A 16,674-nucleotide genomic window follows, 5' to 3' on the forward strand; every position below is an offset into this window, starting at 1 on the left:
TATGGCACTATTTCAATACTCAGCACTTAGTCCTAATGGAAAAAAGACAATAGGTTTAATCAATGCCGACACTCTTGAGCTGGCAAAAGAGCAGCTTCGTCGGCAAAAGGTCTTGGTCACTAAGCTAGCCCTATACAAAAAGCAACCACGCGATCAAACCCTATCTCCCCCTTTGCTCTTGAACTTGACCCGTGACTTGCATGTTCTTTTGCGCGCAGGCCTTCCTCTGTATGATAGTTTGCTCACTCTCCAAGAAAAGTACTACCGCACGAAAGCCCACTCTCTTTTGCTGAACTTGTGTGACCAAGTCAAAGAAGGGCAGCACCTCTCCGAAGCCCTTGGCCACTATCCTCGTATTTTTGATGACGTTTACATTGCGATGATACGCGCAGGAGAAGAATCGGGCAGCTTAACAGAAAGCTTTGAAGAGCTCTCTAAATTGATTGCTCGCGCTCAAGGACTCAAGAAAAAAATTACAACAGCGATGATCTATCCGATCTTTTTAGGCAGTTTTTGTCTTATTGTGATAGGAGCTCTGCTCTTTTTTCTTATTCCCTCGATGCAAGAGCTGTTTGAAGGACGTTCCCTGCACCCCCTGACGCAAACAGTTTTATCCCTAAGCTCATTTTTAAATGAAAATGCTTTTTGGATTTTTTCTTGCTGCGGACTTATATTTCTCCTCTTTACCTTTTATATGAAACAAAAATCAGGCAAATTTTTTAGACAGAAGCTCGCGCTCTCCATTCCTGTGATCGAAAGGCTAACAACTGAAGCTGTGATGACCCGTTTTTGCCGCGTTGTTTCAGTCCTTTTACGCGGTGGAGTCTCTCTACTTGATGCGCTTAAATTGGCCAAACTTGTGATGCAGCACCATCAGTTTGAAGAGGTCATTTCAAAAGCAGAAGTCAAAGTTGTCGAAGGAAAAAAACTTTCAGAAGAATTAGAAAAATCCCCGCTCATTCCTCATTTGGTTATCCGCATGATGGCTATTGCAGAAGAGTCGGGCAACATGGCAAAAATGATGCAACACGTTTCCGAAATCTATGAAGAAGATTTGGAGCGGAGTTTAAATCGGTTAACCTCGTTTCTCCAGCCGGTGATACTTCTCTTTTTAGGGCTTGTGGTTGCTGTCATCTTACTTTCGGTTCTCTTACCCTTAACCGATGTAAGTTCCATGATTCAATAATTGTAAAACGGTTTTACAAAATAGTGAAAAGATGATCTCCATTGATAAATTTTTAAATTTAGTTCGAAGTTACGACAATCTCCTTTGGGGCATTGGAGTGATCGGAACAGTTGTCATTTTATGGTTTCAAGTGACACATAAAAAGAAAAAAGCCGAAAAATCAAAGCAAAATGAAGTACAAAGTCAGCGGGATAAATATGATTACTAAAAGTCTCATCGCACTCAACCTCATTATTTTTACTCTAATGAGTCTTTCCGGCGTTCCGTTGATCCATCCAGAAGTAAAAGATATCCTCCATTGGGGCGGAAATAGTAGTTATGAAGTTCTTAGTGGTGAATGGTGGCGGCTTTTGACAAGCTTGTTTATCCATATCGGTTTGATCCATCTTTTAGTGAATATGTACGCATTGTTTTCGATGGGAAGATTTCTTGAATCGGTCATAGGAAGTTATTTATTTTTTGTGTCCTATTTAGTTTCTGGACTTATTTCTGGGATTGCGAGTTTTCTCTTTCATCAAGAAACCATGATTGTTTCAGCGGGGGCATCTGGTGCCATTGCGGGAATTTTTGGCATGGGCTGTGTGATTCTCTTCACGATCCCCATGTCCATTGAAGAACGAAAAAAAGCTCTGTTAAATTGCATGTATGTCCTCTTCGCCAATGTGATGTATGCGTTCAAAAGTCATGATCTGGATCACAGTGCGCATCTTGGTGGGTTTGCTTGTGGAATTTTGCTAGGCCTTGTTTATTACTGGATCGACCGATCAGGATTTGCGTTAAGAAAAAAATCATGGCCCCATCTTTTGAGTGGATCAGCACTTGCAGTGACTCTTCTTGTCGTTTTTGCAACCCTGTTTGGTCGTACTCCGTCAGACAAGCAAACTTTTTTTCAATTGCTCAGCAAATATTTTGAGCATGCAAATAACATCGACACTCGTTTGCCTGAAATTGAGACGGAAGAGACGTTTAATTTCGTCTGCGCTGAAATCGAAGAAATCAAAAATCTTTTACCACAAATGGTAGCTTTGAACCTCAATGGGGATGAAGAACTTTACAGGAATGATTTAACCCATTACTCCGAGCTTTATGTTCGGAGGTTTCACCTCATGTACTTATCTGATGAAATAGACCTTCTTCGAGCAGTCGAAATCCGAAAAATCGACCAAGAATTAGACGCTCTGGTGAAACCTGAAGGGATTGCCGACTAATTTTATGAAGAGTATAATAATACCACTTTGATAGCGTCGTCACGAGTTGGTCAATCGTTAATCGACTCCTGGGGAAAGTTTCATCGTTGACTTCCTTCGAAAGTCCAATTTGGGCTTCCTGTATCAGTCGCCTTGAACTTTTCCTCCAAGGGCCGTTCTTTATTGATCATCTCATGGCGGCATAACCTCAAAACTCAGCTGAGTAGGTCAACTCATGAACACTAGGAAAACTAAGACATGAAGAAACAAAAAAAGAGACCCATGACCCTTTTAGAAGTGATGATCGTCATTTTCATTATTGGAATCATTGGGAGTGTCATTGGCTACAACATGCGCGGCAGCATGGATCAAGGAAAGGCTTTTAAAACAAAAGAAGGGATCACAAAGCTTTACAACATCGTTCACCTCGAAATGGACTCGAACGAAATCAAAGCTCTAGAAGGAGCTAATTCAGAAGAAATTGCAGAAAAAGTCGGTAAAGTTCTCGTAGACTCTGGACTTGTCAATAAACCGCAGCAGTACTTGATTGACGGCTGGAAAAACAAACTTGAGTTTGAAGTGGTTCCTGTCAAAGGGGGTTATGAAATCCGCGCCAACTCAGAAAAGTATAAAAAATTCTACGAGAAGAAAAACAAAAACCCAGAATATCCTTGGGATGAAGAAAACGCTGACGATTCTTGAGCTGTTTTTCTGCGTTGCGATTTTAGCCCTCGTTGGCTCGCTCGTCATGGTTAAAGCGAAACCAATGATCGCACAGTATCGGTTTCAAACGAGTGTTCATCGTTTAGCAAAGGAACTCGAGTGGTCTCATAAAGTTGCGATGAGCGCCGAAGCAGATATTGATTTTCGCATCGAAAAAAAGAAAAACACTCTCTATTGCACTCGATTAACAGACGAGCCACTAGGATTTCGAGGAGGGAATAAAGAGCTCAAGATAGAGCAAATCACCCAGTTTTTCTTTGATGACGAAGAAATATCGGAGCTCAAACTCACTTTTACTCGCACTGGCTCAATTCGTCCCGAAGGAAACATCCAACTCTCATCCTCGAATAAAACGTTGCAGATTCCCCTCAATCCCGCTCAAAATCGGGTCATAGCCGCATCCGAAACTTGACAACAGATCAATCTTCCAGCTAGCGTGAGAGAAACGATATGACGTAGGAGAAACATATGGCAACCCCAGTTGGTCTTGCAGCTATTTTTGGACCTGTTCTTTTGATTATTGGAGTGTGGATGTTGCTCTACCAAGAGAATGTGAAAAAGGTATCTGAATCGATCAAAAAAAACCCAGCAGTCATGTACTTAGGGGGAGTAATCAACCTTATCATTGGCTTGACTGTCATCAATATTAGCCCTGAATGGGATCTAGGGCTGACCGTTCTCGTAACAATTTTTGGATGGTTCTGTTTTCTTCGGGGACTTGTCATCTTTTTCCTGCCCAATCTCATGACCAAGATTTCGAAAGCTCAAACGAATACTTTCCTCTTTTTTGGACTGCTATCAGTGGTTTGGGGCTTAGCCCTTTGTTGGCTTGCGTACATATAAACCCAGAGTTCTACTGAAAAATGACTAAAAAACGGTAGGCCCAATCCTAAAAGAATTGGGCCTAGCCATTTTTCCCTGGCGGAGAACCAGAGAAAGGGGTTAGAGACTGCTAGTCTTTTTTTTAAAGATTGAATGGAAGCAATCTATATACCTTAAAAAAATCTGTTAGGATTTGAAGATTTTTCCCTCCAATCTTCAGAAAATATTGAATTTTCATCACCACTATATTCAAGTCCCCGGATTTTTGACAATGAGAAAGTAAAAAGTCTTAGATGAGTAAGCGTAGAAAGTCATTTAAGTTTAAAAAACCCCTCTTTACATCCCTCTAGAAAGAGAGTATGATGACTCACTTAGACAAGAAARTTCTAGAGGAAACACCWTGATGAAAAAGGCGGCAACTTTATTACTAGGAGTGATGACACTTGTGACCTGCGCCTATGGAAACACGGCCGAGCAGCAGGAAGTGCAACCGATTCAAACTGAACTTAAAGCCYGATTGCCTGAATGGCGTCCCCGCATATTCGAACACTTTCCGAATGGTTCACCCCGTCTTGTGATCTTTTACGCCGATGGGGAAAAAGGAGAAGAGCAAGCTGTGAAGCGGATCCATTTTCATGAAAATGGTCGCCCTCTTGAAGAAACAGATTTAGCAACTGTTGATGAAAAATCTCCTGGGTATGAAGCGTGGAAGTCGACCACCGTCCCTCACGGAGTGAGTGTTCGATTCCGAGAAAATGGAGAAATCGAACGGGTTGGGTATTACGATCATGGACTTCTTCATGGCCCTCTCAAGATCTTCTTCACGAAAGGGCGGTTGCAACATCTTACCCATTATAAAAATGGGGTCCCTCATGGAAAGATTCTTTCGTACCATGAAAATGGACAAATTCTGGCCGAAGGGAATTACCTCGAAGGGAAGCTCGAAGGAGATTTTATCCGATACTACGAATCGGGTGAACAAGAAGCCCTTTACTCCTACCGAAGCGGAGAACTTCATGGCAAAGCGATTGAATGGCATGAAAATGGAAAAGAACGGGCAAATAGGTTCTACAAAGAGGGAAAACTCCATTCAGAAAGAAACCAACCCGCAATCATCCTCTATACTGAAGACCACTCGATTTTAGAGATTCAAGATTACCGCGAGGGAAAACCTCATGGAAATCACGTCAAGTATCACACCAACGACCGAAAAAAATACGTTGCTCACTATGAAGACGGAAAAATTCATGGAAAAGAACAGTATTTTGACATCAAAGGAACCCTTCAAGGAGAAGGTGAGTACGTACAGGGCACAAAAGTTGGGAAGCATTGGAAAAAACACGACAATGGAACTTACTCATTTCTTGCTCACTTCGACAAAAAAGGGGAGCTAAAAGAACCAATTCGTGAGTTTGCAGAAAATGGACAAAAAGTTGCCGAATACTCCATTGATCAAGACGAGAAATTCGATGGCCCATTTTTTACATGGTATGAAGACGGCACACCCCGCATGGTCTGCCATTACACACATGGAGAATTTGAAGGTAGCCAACAAGAATTTTATCCGAATGGGCAAAAACATTTTGAAGGACATTATCTCAACAAAGAAAGACATGGAACCTTTCACGAGTGGCATGAAAATGGGAACCTCTCATTTGAAGGAAGCTTTAATAAAGGCAACAAAGAAGGAACCTTTAAAGAGTGGTATGCGTCTGGCGCTAAAAAAACCGAAAAAAACTTTAAAAGCAGCCTCTATGATGGAATTCAAAAAGAGTGGTTTGAAAATGGAAAAAGCCGCCTAGATGCCCGCTTTGATAATGGGAAAAAAGATGGAACGCATCGGATGTGGAACGACCAAGGGACCCTTGTTTTCGAAGGTGCCTATGATCAAGACATGCCGATCGGAACCCATGTCGTTTACTTTCCTAGTGGAGAAAAAAGAGAAGTTGTTCACTACCTTGTAGGAAAGAAAGAAGGTTTGCATGAACTCTACTATGAAAATGGGCACACGCAGCTCATTGAAACCTACCGCAATGACCTCTTAGATGGAGAAGCAAAAGGATACTTCGAAGATGGGAGCCTTGCATTTATCCGCACATATAAAAAAGATAAGCCCATTGGAACCCATAAAGACTTCTTTCCTCCTAACATTGAAGCAGAGAAAAAGCATCAAGTTGCCAGCATCTACCACTACAATGATAAAGGAGAGATGGATGGTGAGCAGAAGACCTTCTACCCCTCAGGCACAACCAAAACCCTTATTTCCTACGACAATGGGACCCTTCATGGGTTAAAAGGACTGTGGGATGAAAAGGGGAACATCTTAGAAGAGTCAAAGTACCTTAAAGGAAAGCTTGAAGGGCGCCACTTTCAAAAAGATCCTGAAGGACGCGAAGTGGTTTACCATTACAAAAACAATCGGAAAGAAGGTCCCCACTACATCTACTACCCTGAAGATGTCACCGATGGCGTAAAAGTCAAAGCGATTGAAGCCAATTTATAAGAATAATGAGCTCGATGGGAAAGCTAGCGAATTCGATCCTGCTGGAACACTCATTAGTTTTACTACTTACAAAGCAGGTGTTAAAGAAGGCCCAGCAGAGCTATTCCACCGCAATGGAAAATCAGCTCTTAAACTCACCTTTAAAAAAGACAAACGAGAAGGTCTATCCCAGCAGTTTTACCCAACAGGTAAGCTATACAAAGAAGTCACCTTTATAAACGATCTCAAAGAAGGTGAAGAAAAATCCTTTTTTGAAGACGGCCGTCTCAATAGTGTCTACCGATACAAAAAAGGGGAACTCGAAGGGCTTGCCCAGCATTGGAGTCAAACCGGAGTGTTGATCTTTGAAGCCAGCTACAAAAAGGGTGAGCAGCACGGCAAGTTTGTGAAGTTCTACGATAATGGAAACCCACGTCTCGAACAAACCTATGTCGAGGGCAAACTAGACGGCATTAAAAAGAGCTGGGATACCAACGGCAATCTCACAGAGATGCTCTATAAAAATGGCGTAAAAGTTAAATAAGAAAAACCTGGCTGCGATTCGCAGCCAGGGATCAAACTTTTAAGCAGATTTAATTTTTTCTAAATTTTCAGTCTTCATGTGTTTATAAAAGCCATAACAACCTGGCTCCATATCATAGATTTTGTCTTGTTGAATGATGATTTTAGAATATGCTGCTCTTGGGCAAAGTATATGGAAAGCAAGATCTCCAAGTTTAGGAGGCACATTCATATTTGCACCTTCTTTCCAAGCGTCTTGATGTTGTCCAAGAATGGAAAATTTTCCTACGCTTTTAAGAGCCTCTAGAATTGAGTGATATTTTTTTGGGGGTGCGCATATGACCCCAATAACAGAGCTTCCGATTTTATCTAAAAACTTCAAAGCCACGACCCCATCTAAACCGATTCCATTGAAGGTCCAACTCTCTAGTTTTCTTGTTCCTAGTCCCCATGCGATAGGGGTGATGAGACAAGCGGGTAAAAACTTAATTCCCATTTTTGCAACTTGAAAAATTACAGCAAGCGCATAGAATGGTAAACGTATTGCACATGAAACGCGTCCAATCGTGTGGCGCCAAGGGCGGCTTGTTGTGACATCATCATAGAGTTGTGCGGCTTTAGTAGAAAAATCTGTGCTTGATACAGCATTTGGTGTCCCTGACATAATATACTTCCTTTCCTTCCCAAAATCAATTCAATTATATCATATAAATATTTTACTTTAAACAAATTGTTAAAAAATAATTTAAACTATTAATATTCAACTGTTAAAATCGATTTCTTATGGGATCATCTTAGGATCGAAAAATTTTTTGTTTCTTAAAACATTAATTATAAATTACTTATGGTATAAGTCGTCTGACAGATGCCAGGTGATCTGAAGATGTTACTATCTAATCGTGGTATACGGTCTCTCAGCTCTTTCGGTAGAAACGGTCTCTGGAAAGTAATGTGCCAAAGACTCTCCTGCTAAAACATCTCTTACAGAAGAATTAAAGCAGTTCCTTGCCTCTTTTAGTATGCCTGCAGAGTCTTCTGCTAGACGATTAGTCAATACTTGAGCGGTATATAGGATTCTAGCAACTTCACTCAAAGTTTGCGGTTTTTCTTTGGCGCCTTCAGCGTACAAAAGACGGGCAAGTGCCATTTTAGACTCCCGATTTTCAGTATCTGAAGAGCCAAACACGGTTTCCCAAGCCCAAATAATGTGTCTAACAATAGCATTGAGAAATCCTTTTTAAAAGCGATCAGAAAAAAGTTCTTTACAGGCTGTATCGAATGCACTGTTCATCACTTGTTGATAGGTTGTAAAAAAAGTGTCAAATTGCTGAACGATATGACTGTTGATCAACTCAACACGCCCTTGTAAGACTTCAGCTTGTCCTTCCCAAATAAAGGGGTCTCTATTCTCTTGATTTTTTTCATATTGAGCTTGATCTAGCAGCTGAACAGATGATCGATTTTCTCTTCTAACCCAGACCACCATCACTTCGTCTGCATGCTGTTCTAATGCGATTTTATAGTTTTGGACAGACCCTTGAAGTGGATAGGGAACTTTTACTTATGGCGCAAGGAGAGTTTTGTAATCAGTAATTGTAGGTGCGTAGAGTTGAATCTCAAAGCGAAGTTGGTTACGCGCGTTGATAAGGTTTGCGTAGCGGCGCTCTTCGTTAGTTGTACCCCCTAGTGGATTATTCCTCTGTTGCTCAAGTTTATATTTTGCAAGTTCCACCTGAAACCGTGTTTCAGAAGTGTCCCGTTCATTTAGGTGGCTCTTTGCTTGCTGTAAATTTGTGAAGAGCACTTGAACGTTTGGTAGAGCGGTTATATTACCACCTCGAATGCTCTCAAATTGTGCATTTAATGCTTCCAAAGAGCTTGTTGAAATTAATGAAGGCTTATCTTGTAAATATTCAAGTGATTTTTGGATTTTTGTTAGCTCCGACCAGTGATTGTCAGATTACCAAGCTGCGCCACTGGTTAGTGGTTCAAGCGTCTCTCTGAGACTTTGAAGTTTTTCTGGTTGCGATGCTTCAACTGCTGTTATTGGTGTGCGGCCTTCTAACTTTTGAGGTAGGAGACTTCGAATGTTTGGAAGGTTATTTCATAGATTTGAAAAAGTGACCATTATTTTCCCACTAATGTTTTTCCAAAAAATGATTAATATTATATATGAATATTTAATTTAAAAAAATAATAGTAATAAATTTAATTTTTACATATTTAGAGGGTAAAAAATTAAAATTTTAATTTACAATGTGAGTATTGATATAGATGACAGTCGCCGATGGGGCGCTCCTTTTCTAGGGTAAGGTTGGTGAGAATAACTGTAGGTGCTGTTATTTCCTCAAGAAAGAGGATCCCATTGGAAGAGAGGAGGTTAGAGGTATCGATCAGGGTGAGGGTGGCATCGAGGAGCGTTTGGGAGGATCCTGGGACTTTTTGACCATAAGGGGGATCTATATAGATCAGGTCAAAGGAGGCGTTTTTTTGAGCGAGTTTTTTGAGGGAGAGTAGGGCGTCGCCGGGGAAGACGGTGGCGTGGTCTGAAAGTTGTAGGTTTACGAGGTTTTTGTAAATGGCTTGGAGAGCAAGGCGGTTTTTTTCGAGAAAGGTGGCGTGGGAAGCTCCGCGACTCAGGGCTTCAAGGCCCATAGCCCCCGATCCGGCAAAGACATCGAGAAAGGTGGCATCTTCGATGGTGTGTTGACAGATGTTGAAGACGGTTTGACGGAGTTTTTCCAAGGTGGGACGTGTAGTGTTTCCTTTTGGGGCGATCAGTTTATGATTTTTAAATTTTCCGCCGGCGATTCTCATCTTGTTGCTGGAGAAACTAAGTGGGGTGAAAGAATCCGTTCGGCTTCAGTGAGGAAGAAGGGATCGTTTTTCTTGAGATAGTAGTCATAGCAGGCATAGGCTTGTTGGAGGGCAAAGTTGCGCTTGAGTTTGTGTCCAGCTTCTTCGGCGTTGCGGAAAGAGACTTTTTGCTTGATGTTGATCCAGCTATTGCCTGCACGTCCCTGCAAAATGAGTTCAAAGTCTTCTAGTCTGTCGATTGAGCCATAAAGGATGTAGGGTTGATCGGCGTAGAGCGAGGGATAGCTTTCCTGGTTGGGGTAAAACTGGATATCTAGATTGGAAGCGCTTGAGGTGACGTGGATACGAATGTCTTTTGCAATAAGACTTTCGATGTGTTTGACTAAGACGGCGAGTTTGCGGGGGAAAGCTGCATTGGTTTGGGAGTACATGAACTCCCCATTATTAAAGGTGCTGATGAGGTCGAGCATGGCGATGTTGTTCCCTTGGCTGGCACATGCAGTGAAGAGGGAAAAGAGTCCTTTGTTATTTTCGGCAAGAGCTCGTAGTGACTCTTTGTGTTTGGAAATTGTTTCAAGCGAGTGGCCATCAGTAATGAGAATGACGATGTTTTCTTTGGTTTGGTCAAAGTATTCAGAGGCTTTCGTTAAGAGGTCGAAGGCATCGTAATTAGAGAAGTAACCCCGGTAAGTGCGCGATTGGAGATAATTACGAACTTTATGGATTCCCTCTTTGCTCCAAATCATCGGTTTGTCATTCATAGCTGCAACTTGAGAATCTGCAACAAGAATGTTAAAGCTATCACCATCTTGCATGTAGGATAAAGACTTTACTACAGCGTCTTTAAACGTGTTGTAACGGTGTTTTTTGATCGTTCCTGATCCATCTACGATAAAGATAAAGTTTTGCTCTGGGGAGCCAAAATAGAGCTTTTCGTTGGGTTTGATTTTAAGGGCGAAGTTGTACCCTTTGCCATCGGGTTTTTTGACGTATGTGACAGAGGTTTCAAAATCATTTTGGAAAGAAACTGTATCGAGGCTAGCTGTTGCGGGGATTTCTGACAGGTAACCTTGAGTGAAGCGGTGTGTTTCGTTAATGGTGTGGAAGTCTGCTTCAGTCAGGGGTTTTTTCAGTTCGGGCTTGGCGACATTCACGGAGCTGTTTTGTGCAAGTGTTTCGGTGTAATGTTTTTCAATGAGTTCTTTTGCTTGAGATGAGATGTCTTCTGTTTCAACTTCTTTGATTTTCCGAGTTAGGGTGTAACTTGTTTGAAGATCTTTTTGAGCTTCGCGATGAGGAATGGGACCTTTTGAAAGGAGTTGTTTGGTGTTAGGAAAGGCTTCACTTCTAGGAACAAGTGCAATGAAAGTTTCTACACTTGGGAGTTCTGATAGGGCTTTGGTGGGTTTAAAGGGAACTTTGCTCGATGCGACTCTTTTTTCGCTGAGATAGGGAAGAGAAGGCATGGCAAGAGGTTCTTCTAAAGGAAACTCTTTTTTTACAAGTGTGAGAGGATCATGTTTCATTGCAGGTTCTCCTCCCTCTAGATCGAGAGGAGGTGCTTTTGAATTGAGAGGTTTGGAAATCGTTAATGAAACGTTTTCTCTTTTAGGAAGGGGAGGAGCAATGGGCTCCTCATGTTGAGGCTTAAGTGTAGGAACCGTTTTTTGTGTAAGAGGGAGTTCGTGATCGGGGATGTGTAGGGCGATTTGTTTTTCAATGGTTGACGGGGAGACGCTCAATTGAGCTTTTGGGAGGTCTTTGAGTGGTGGGGCATGGGCAATATGTGGTAGTGTTGCAAAAGGGGTGGAAGCAACATCAAAGATGGCTGTTGAGGGCTGTTTCATGAGAAAGGAGGGAAGTGAGGGGGTGGCAAGCTCTTTTGCAGGCGTACTATCGAATGAAAAAGCAATGGATTCTTCTTTGGGCTCAATAGCGCTTGCTGGAGCCTTTTTTTCTAAGCTAGGTTGTTCGGACATTGAGGGCTTTTTTTGAATGGCTAGAGCTGATGAGTGTTTTGAAAGCCTTTGTTTAGGGCGGACGGTATGAGAAGGAGAAAGGGGGAGCTCTTCGACTTCTTCTGGATTGTAAAGCCGCTTTTCTTTTGAGTCCATTCCAGATAAATCGAGTGCCAAAGTCGAGTCATGCTTGAGTGGTCTGACCTCTTCTTGTTTGGGCTCCGCTTGTTGGAGTGCGATTCGGGTGTCCTCACTTAGGGTGAACTCAGGAAGGTCGATGGAACTGAAATCGGATGATTTGAAGGCAAGCGGGGCTTGGCGGAAATCGAAAGTTCGCACAAGATATTTTGGAGAAAACGGGGATGGGGGAGCTAGGACTCTAGCGACGCTTGATTCATACTTGGGAATTCGCAATTGACTTGCAAGCGCATGGTTGGGATAGGTGGCACATGATGGGTCAATGGCTTCTTTTTTTGGTGTGATATGTGTGATAGCAGCTTCTTCGGGAGTTCTTTGTGAGCTCCAGCCTAATTCAGGGAGGATGACTTGAGAAGAGGTGTAAATCAGGGGCTTTTTGGATGGAGATAAGAAAGGCGCGGTTAAAATTACTGAATCGACAGCAAGCTCAAACGGGAAAGAAGCTTGATAAATTAGAAGCTGTTGCTGTCTATGGAAAGAGGATTTTTCTAAGGGTTCAGGCGGATTGATCTGCTCTTTTTCTGGGCGAAAATTGCCCATTTTTGACAAAGCGGCCAATTTTTCTTCGGGAACTTCAGGAAGTTTTTTTGGAAACGTCTGGCCGATAGATTTATTTATGGGAGCTGAAGGGCGGTTAATCTCCCGTTGAGCGAGCTCTGTTTGGTGGGAAACTTGGGGATGGTTGAAATTAAGTTGTGCTGAGGGTGATTGAGATCCTTCAACTCTGGGGAGCAGGGGCGTTTGAGGGAGTCCTGGCTTTGAGACTTTCTCAGCAAGTGGGATTAGATCAAATAGAATGTGATCTTCTTGAAGGGGGCTCAAGTCAAGTGGAGTAATGGATTGAAAAAAGGCAATGCTTTGCTGGGTATGTGGCTCGAATCGCTTTTTTGGAGAAGAGATTGGAGTTTTAAAAAGGGGCGCTTTTAATGGGAGAGAGACTTGGAGCTTGGGAGTGTAAGAACTTTCAAGCTTTTCATCGTAAAAATAATATAGGGTCTCGCGATCGAACTGCTTTTTTGTGATAGATTCAGCTTGAGGGACAAACGAAGGGGAGGATTTTTGCTTCGGCCTCTCTGTTTTTGAAGCAACTTGGGAAAGGGTGTTTGATTTTTCGATTTGCTGAGTTTTTTGAGGTTTGCCCTTTTTCACTTCGTGTTCAGAAGGCATCAGTTCAGAAACGACTTTTTCTGTTTTTGGAACTGCCAAAGGCAGTTTGTCAATTTTTTGGGGAGCATTTGGAGTTGTTTTTTCATTTTGTGGTTCGTTAGAAGCAACAAGCGGTCCACTCTCAGTTTCTAAAGGCTGACTAAAATTGATCCGTTTTTTTTGGTCAAAAGGATTGGGCTTGAGTTGCGCAAACTCATCACTATCATTGATAGTGTAAGTGGGGGTTTCTAGATGGAAGGGAGGTGGGGTTGTAGGTGCGGTGACACTTGGAGCATAAGCAAAGTTGGTGAGAATTTTGAGCTTTGTCTTGGTGAGTTCAAGATGAGGACTGTCTTGAGCAGAAGATTGAGTTGCCACTTCACGTAAGATGAGTCGGTTCAGTGTTTCTTTAAGAGCAACCTCGGCTTCAAATGTTGGCTCAATGGCTTGAACGAGAGATTGGTCGTGTTTTGTGGAAGAAGAGGCGCTGAGAAAGGAAAAGGGATGACTCAAAAGGAAGTAAACAGCTCCCGCATGCAAAGTTAAAGAAGCCGCTAAAGAAGTAAGCAAGAGAGGCTTTCTTTTCTGAGACGAGGAGGGACGCTTTCTCATGAACCTATCCCAATTCTATTAATAGGCATTCAGGGCGTTGATTTCCTGAATGCTTGTTGTAATCCGCACGTAAAGATCTTCTGGCGTTGCAGGATCGTTTTTAATTTCGCTATATAGTGAAAGTGCAGATTCGTGCAACTCTTCCATTTCGCTTAAACGCTCTTGTTGATACATCTGCTTGGCTTCTAAGCGGTACTTTTCCGCATCGATAAACTTCATGTATGAATCAAACACTTGCTTTTTCTTTGCATGTTTATTCAAAGTCACAAGGTAGTCTTGTGTCACAAGGTCTTCTTGCGAATTGAAATCATCTTGAATGCGTTTGAGGAAAAAGAGATAGCGAGAGTCTCTTTCAGCGCTTTTCCCAATCTCTGAGCGAATTTTGGCATAGTCAAGTGCTGCTTCTAAATGGGTTGGCTCTGACGTTACGTTTTTTCGAATTTGAAGCTCCTTCAAGTCGTTCAAAATAGATAAAATTTCTTCATTCGTTTCGGTTTTGTACGCTTCTTCAAGCATATTGAAATGGAGACGTGCCGATTCAAGTGTAGCGAGATTTGACATGCTCGTTGGAAAGTGGTCTGAAGAGGTGTGGATAAAACTATACGTTTCAAAAGCGCGCTCACTATCACCTAGATCTTGGTAAACTTTTGCGAGTTCAAATAGTGCTTGCTTTTGAGAGCTCCAGTTGAGTTGTGGCTTGGAGCTTTGCTGCTCGATGAGGTTTTTAACAAGCTGCAGTTTTTGCTCGTTTTGTTTACGATATCCAAGCAATTTTGCCAGCTTAAGAAATTCGTTTTCTAAGTGCAAATTGTCTGATGTAAGTTCGATCATTTGACCCCGATCGTACAAGAGAGTCTTGTAATGCTCTGCTGCGAGATCCATGGCATTTGCAATTTCTGGATGATCGGTGACTTGATGTGTCCAATGTGCTTCGACATATTCTTTCGCTGATTGATAATAGTAATTTGCGAGCCAGAGACGGTTTTCTCTTTTAATGTTTTGTTCACCTTTGTCAATTGCTTCTTGGAGATGGTTTGCTGCGTGGGTCACAAAGTCTTTTTGTTGATCAGCATCTGCTTGAGCTTTTGCTCCATCTCCGTAGCCAGCTAAGGAGATATAGGCATTGTAAAGCTGAAGGTGTGTCGTTGGAGTGTCGTACATTTCAGGATTGAGAAGCATGGCTTGTTCGAGGTGCATACAAAACGCTGAGTAGTCGGCTTGCATTTCAGCATGACAAAGTCCAGCGATGAAATGAGCTTCTGCTAGAGCAAGAGGATCACCTTCTTCAGTCACTTTAGTGAAAAGATGATCTTGAAGAACATATAGTGCAGAAGAGTAAGCTTCAAGCTCATAGGCTGTTTTGGCGTAAAGCAAGCTGTAATCTTTCATTTCCTCTGCTGTTAAGAAGTTGTGATGGTGCAAAACCTTTTCCAAATCATTGAAGAATAGGTTTTTTCTGTATGGGCCTTCTTCACCTGAGCGCTTGTAGTAATTTAAGCTAGAAGAGAGGAAAAGTTTCCAAGCGGCGTCAGCGCGTTGACTTTTTGGAAACATGTCGACGTAGTCTTTAAATGTCTTGTAACTATCTTCCCAACGTTCGTTTTGATGAGCAAGTAGTCCATATTCAAACAGAAAGCTTTCTTGATCTTCAAAGTTGTTGTACTTCTCTTTGATTTCTTTGAGCTTTTCGTCTGCTCTGCTAATGGCACCTTGCTCTTTTAAAATCATCGCGTGCATGAAAAGAGCTTTAGGGATTTCTGGATCATCAGGGAAGAGGGAGCCTAGTTTTTCGAAGTTAAGATTAAATAGTTCTTCATTTCCCGCTTGATGCGCGCAAGTCATTTGAATCAAAAGGGCGTTCTTTAACTGGTCATTCGGAACGTATTGAGATTCAATGTAGCGACTTAAAGGGTCAATGGCGTTGTTGTAATCTCCAAGAGAGAAAAAGCTTTTACCTACAATGAAATTAAAGGTAGGTTGATATGCTTCTGGAACTGAAGAAGCGAGTTTCTCGTAAGATGAAATCACTTTCTGATAGTCTTCATTTTGAAACAAAAGGACAACCAAATTAAACGAAGCATCGCTTGCTTTGTTTCCATCGAGTTCCCGGATTTTCGTAAAAGTTTCAATAGCAGCTTTCCGATCGAATTGTGCTTGCAAAATTCCTGCTTGAAAAAGCAGGTCTTCTTTCATTTCAGGATGCAATTCAACAAGGCCGAGGTAAGTTTCTGCGCCTTTTTTATGCTCTCCTAAGATGGCATAAATTTCAGCAAGAGAAAATGTCGATGCTTCAGCATAAGGTGTTTTATCGAGTTGATCGTAGTAAGAGCGTGCTTCCCGGACAAGTTTGGTTTTGAGTTCGACATTTTCTTCTTTGAGAGCTTGTCGAAAACATCCTTCTGCAACGAGAAAATAGAGCTCGTGTTTGCGTCCTTTAACAGCTTCGATGTCTTTTCCAATGAACGGGCGTCCTTCGAGGGCTAAATGATCGTATTGATCGAGCTCATAATAACATTGCAACTTGTTGAGGATGATTTTTTCAGTGATGTCGGAACTGCTGATGGCTTCGTACGAATTGAGGGCGCTTTCATAGTTGTTTTCTTGGAGATAAATGTCGCCTAGTATTCCTAAAAAGTAATCTTTAAGTCTGCTTTTTGGGTATTTATCGAAGAAGTCCTGAATTTGTGCTTTGACAATCCCATAATCACCATCTTTCCAGAATTCTGCAATACGGCGAATGAGAAACGCTTCTTCATCCGATTCAATTTGAGTCGAGTGTGGTGGAGTTTTTTCAACGGCAAAGCTGGCAGTTGTTCCAAGTAAAAACCAAGAGAAGGTTATCAGGCGCAGACTAGACATCATAACGTTTATTCCTGTCATTTGTTTACTCTATTGAAGTTATTTTTTGATTATACTTCACTAGAGATTTTTTCAAATCAAGATTCTTTCACCCTTACCGAGTGGAAGGCATTACAGTACCTGATTCACTTTCCATCTGCAAACAAAAAGTTGACCAATGAT

At 41.9% G+C, this 16,674-nt stretch carries 15 protein-coding genes; 8 read left to right on the top strand and 7 right to left on the bottom strand.

Annotated elements, in window-relative coordinates:
- Position 1: 1 nt before the first annotated feature.
- The 8 genes from SNE_RS01135 to SNE_RS01165 all read left to right on the top strand — a co-directional run bounded on the left by SNE_RS01135 (position 2) and on the right by SNE_RS01165 (position 6,944).
- Positions 2 to 1,186, top strand: coding sequence for a type II secretion system F family protein (locus SNE_RS01135; protein WP_013942446.1), 1,185 nt, complete (start codon positions 2 to 4; stop codon positions 1,184 to 1,186).
- Positions 1,187 to 1,217: 31 nt separating this feature from the next.
- Positions 1,218 to 1,394 carry a hypothetical protein gene (locus SNE_RS13120; protein ID WP_013942447.1) on the top strand — a complete coding sequence of 59 codons (177 nt, stop codon included), beginning with the start codon at positions 1,218 to 1,220 and terminating at the stop codon, positions 1,392 to 1,394.
- On the top strand, positions 1,384 to 2,394 hold the full coding sequence (locus SNE_RS12105; protein WP_013942448.1) for a rhomboid family intramembrane serine protease: 1,011 nt from the start codon (positions 1,384 to 1,386) through the stop codon (positions 2,392 to 2,394). Before SNE_RS13120 ends, SNE_RS12105 begins: the two co-directional genes overlap by 11 nt.
- 237 nt (positions 2,395 to 2,631) lie before the next feature.
- A complete protein-coding gene (locus SNE_RS01145) occupies positions 2,632 to 3,075 on the top strand; it encodes a prepilin-type N-terminal cleavage/methylation domain-containing protein (protein ID WP_013942449.1) in 444 nt (147 codons plus the stop codon).
- Entirely contained in the window at positions 3,050 to 3,508 is a 459-nt protein-coding gene (locus SNE_RS01150; RefSeq protein ID WP_013942450.1) for a hypothetical protein, read from the top strand. Before SNE_RS01145 ends, SNE_RS01150 begins: the two co-directional genes overlap by 26 nt.
- Positions 3,509 to 3,564: 56 nt before the next feature.
- The gene (locus tag SNE_RS01155) at positions 3,565 to 3,939 is read left to right on the top strand and encodes a hypothetical protein (protein ID WP_013942451.1); all 375 of its coding nucleotides are present in this window, start codon (positions 3,565 to 3,567) and stop codon (positions 3,937 to 3,939) included.
- Positions 3,940 to 4,321: 382 nt separating this feature from the next.
- A complete protein-coding gene (locus SNE_RS01160) occupies positions 4,322 to 6,421 on the top strand; it encodes a toxin-antitoxin system YwqK family antitoxin (RefSeq protein ID WP_041418664.1) in 2,100 nt (699 codons plus the stop codon).
- Positions 6,405 to 6,944, top strand: a complete 540-nt coding sequence (locus tag SNE_RS01165) for a toxin-antitoxin system YwqK family antitoxin (RefSeq protein WP_013942453.1) — start codon at positions 6,405 to 6,407, stop codon at positions 6,942 to 6,944. The genes SNE_RS01160 and SNE_RS01165 overlap by 17 nt, the downstream gene beginning before the upstream one ends.
- Positions 6,945 to 6,983: 39 nt before the next feature.
- Here SNE_RS01165 and SNE_RS01170 read toward each other — a convergent pair whose 3' ends face one another.
- From SNE_RS01170 to SNE_RS01200, 7 genes are all read right to left on the bottom strand, one after another.
- Positions 6,984 to 7,586, bottom strand: a complete 603-nt coding sequence (locus SNE_RS01170; RefSeq protein ID WP_013942454.1) for a hypothetical protein — start codon at positions 7,584 to 7,586, stop codon at positions 6,984 to 6,986.
- A gap of 225 nt (positions 7,587 to 7,811) precedes the next feature.
- Positions 7,812 to 8,069 carry a hypothetical protein gene (locus tag SNE_RS01175; protein WP_013942455.1) on the bottom strand — a complete coding sequence of 86 codons (258 nt, stop codon included), beginning with the start codon at positions 8,067 to 8,069 and terminating at the stop codon, positions 7,812 to 7,814.
- A gap of 90 nt (positions 8,070 to 8,159) precedes the next feature.
- Entirely contained in the window at positions 8,160 to 8,408 is a 249-nt protein-coding gene (locus SNE_RS01180) for a hypothetical protein (RefSeq protein ID WP_013942456.1), read from the bottom strand.
- Positions 8,409 to 8,483: 75 nt separating this feature from the next.
- Positions 8,484 to 8,795 (bottom strand): hypothetical protein, encoded by a 312-nt coding sequence (locus SNE_RS01185; protein ID WP_013942457.1) that lies wholly within the window; start codon positions 8,793 to 8,795, stop codon positions 8,484 to 8,486.
- Between the two features lie 365 nt (positions 8,796 to 9,160).
- Entirely contained in the window at positions 9,161 to 9,739 is a 579-nt protein-coding gene (gene rsmD, locus SNE_RS01190) for a 16S rRNA (guanine(966)-N(2))-methyltransferase RsmD (RefSeq protein ID WP_013942458.1), read from the bottom strand.
- Positions 9,736 to 13,653, bottom strand: a complete 3,918-nt coding sequence (locus SNE_RS01195; RefSeq protein ID WP_013942459.1) for a vWA domain-containing protein — start codon at positions 13,651 to 13,653, stop codon at positions 9,736 to 9,738. The genes rsmD and SNE_RS01195 overlap by 4 nt, the downstream gene beginning before the upstream one ends.
- 18 nt (positions 13,654 to 13,671) lie before the next feature.
- Entirely contained in the window at positions 13,672 to 16,515 is a 2,844-nt protein-coding gene (locus SNE_RS01200) for a tetratricopeptide repeat protein (RefSeq protein ID WP_158307187.1), read from the bottom strand.
- Positions 16,516 to 16,674 lie beyond the last annotated feature (159 nt).

The organism is Simkania negevensis Z, assembly GCF_000237205.1.
GTDB classification, from domain to species: Bacteria; Chlamydiota; Chlamydiia; order Chlamydiales; family Simkaniaceae; genus Simkania; species Simkania negevensis.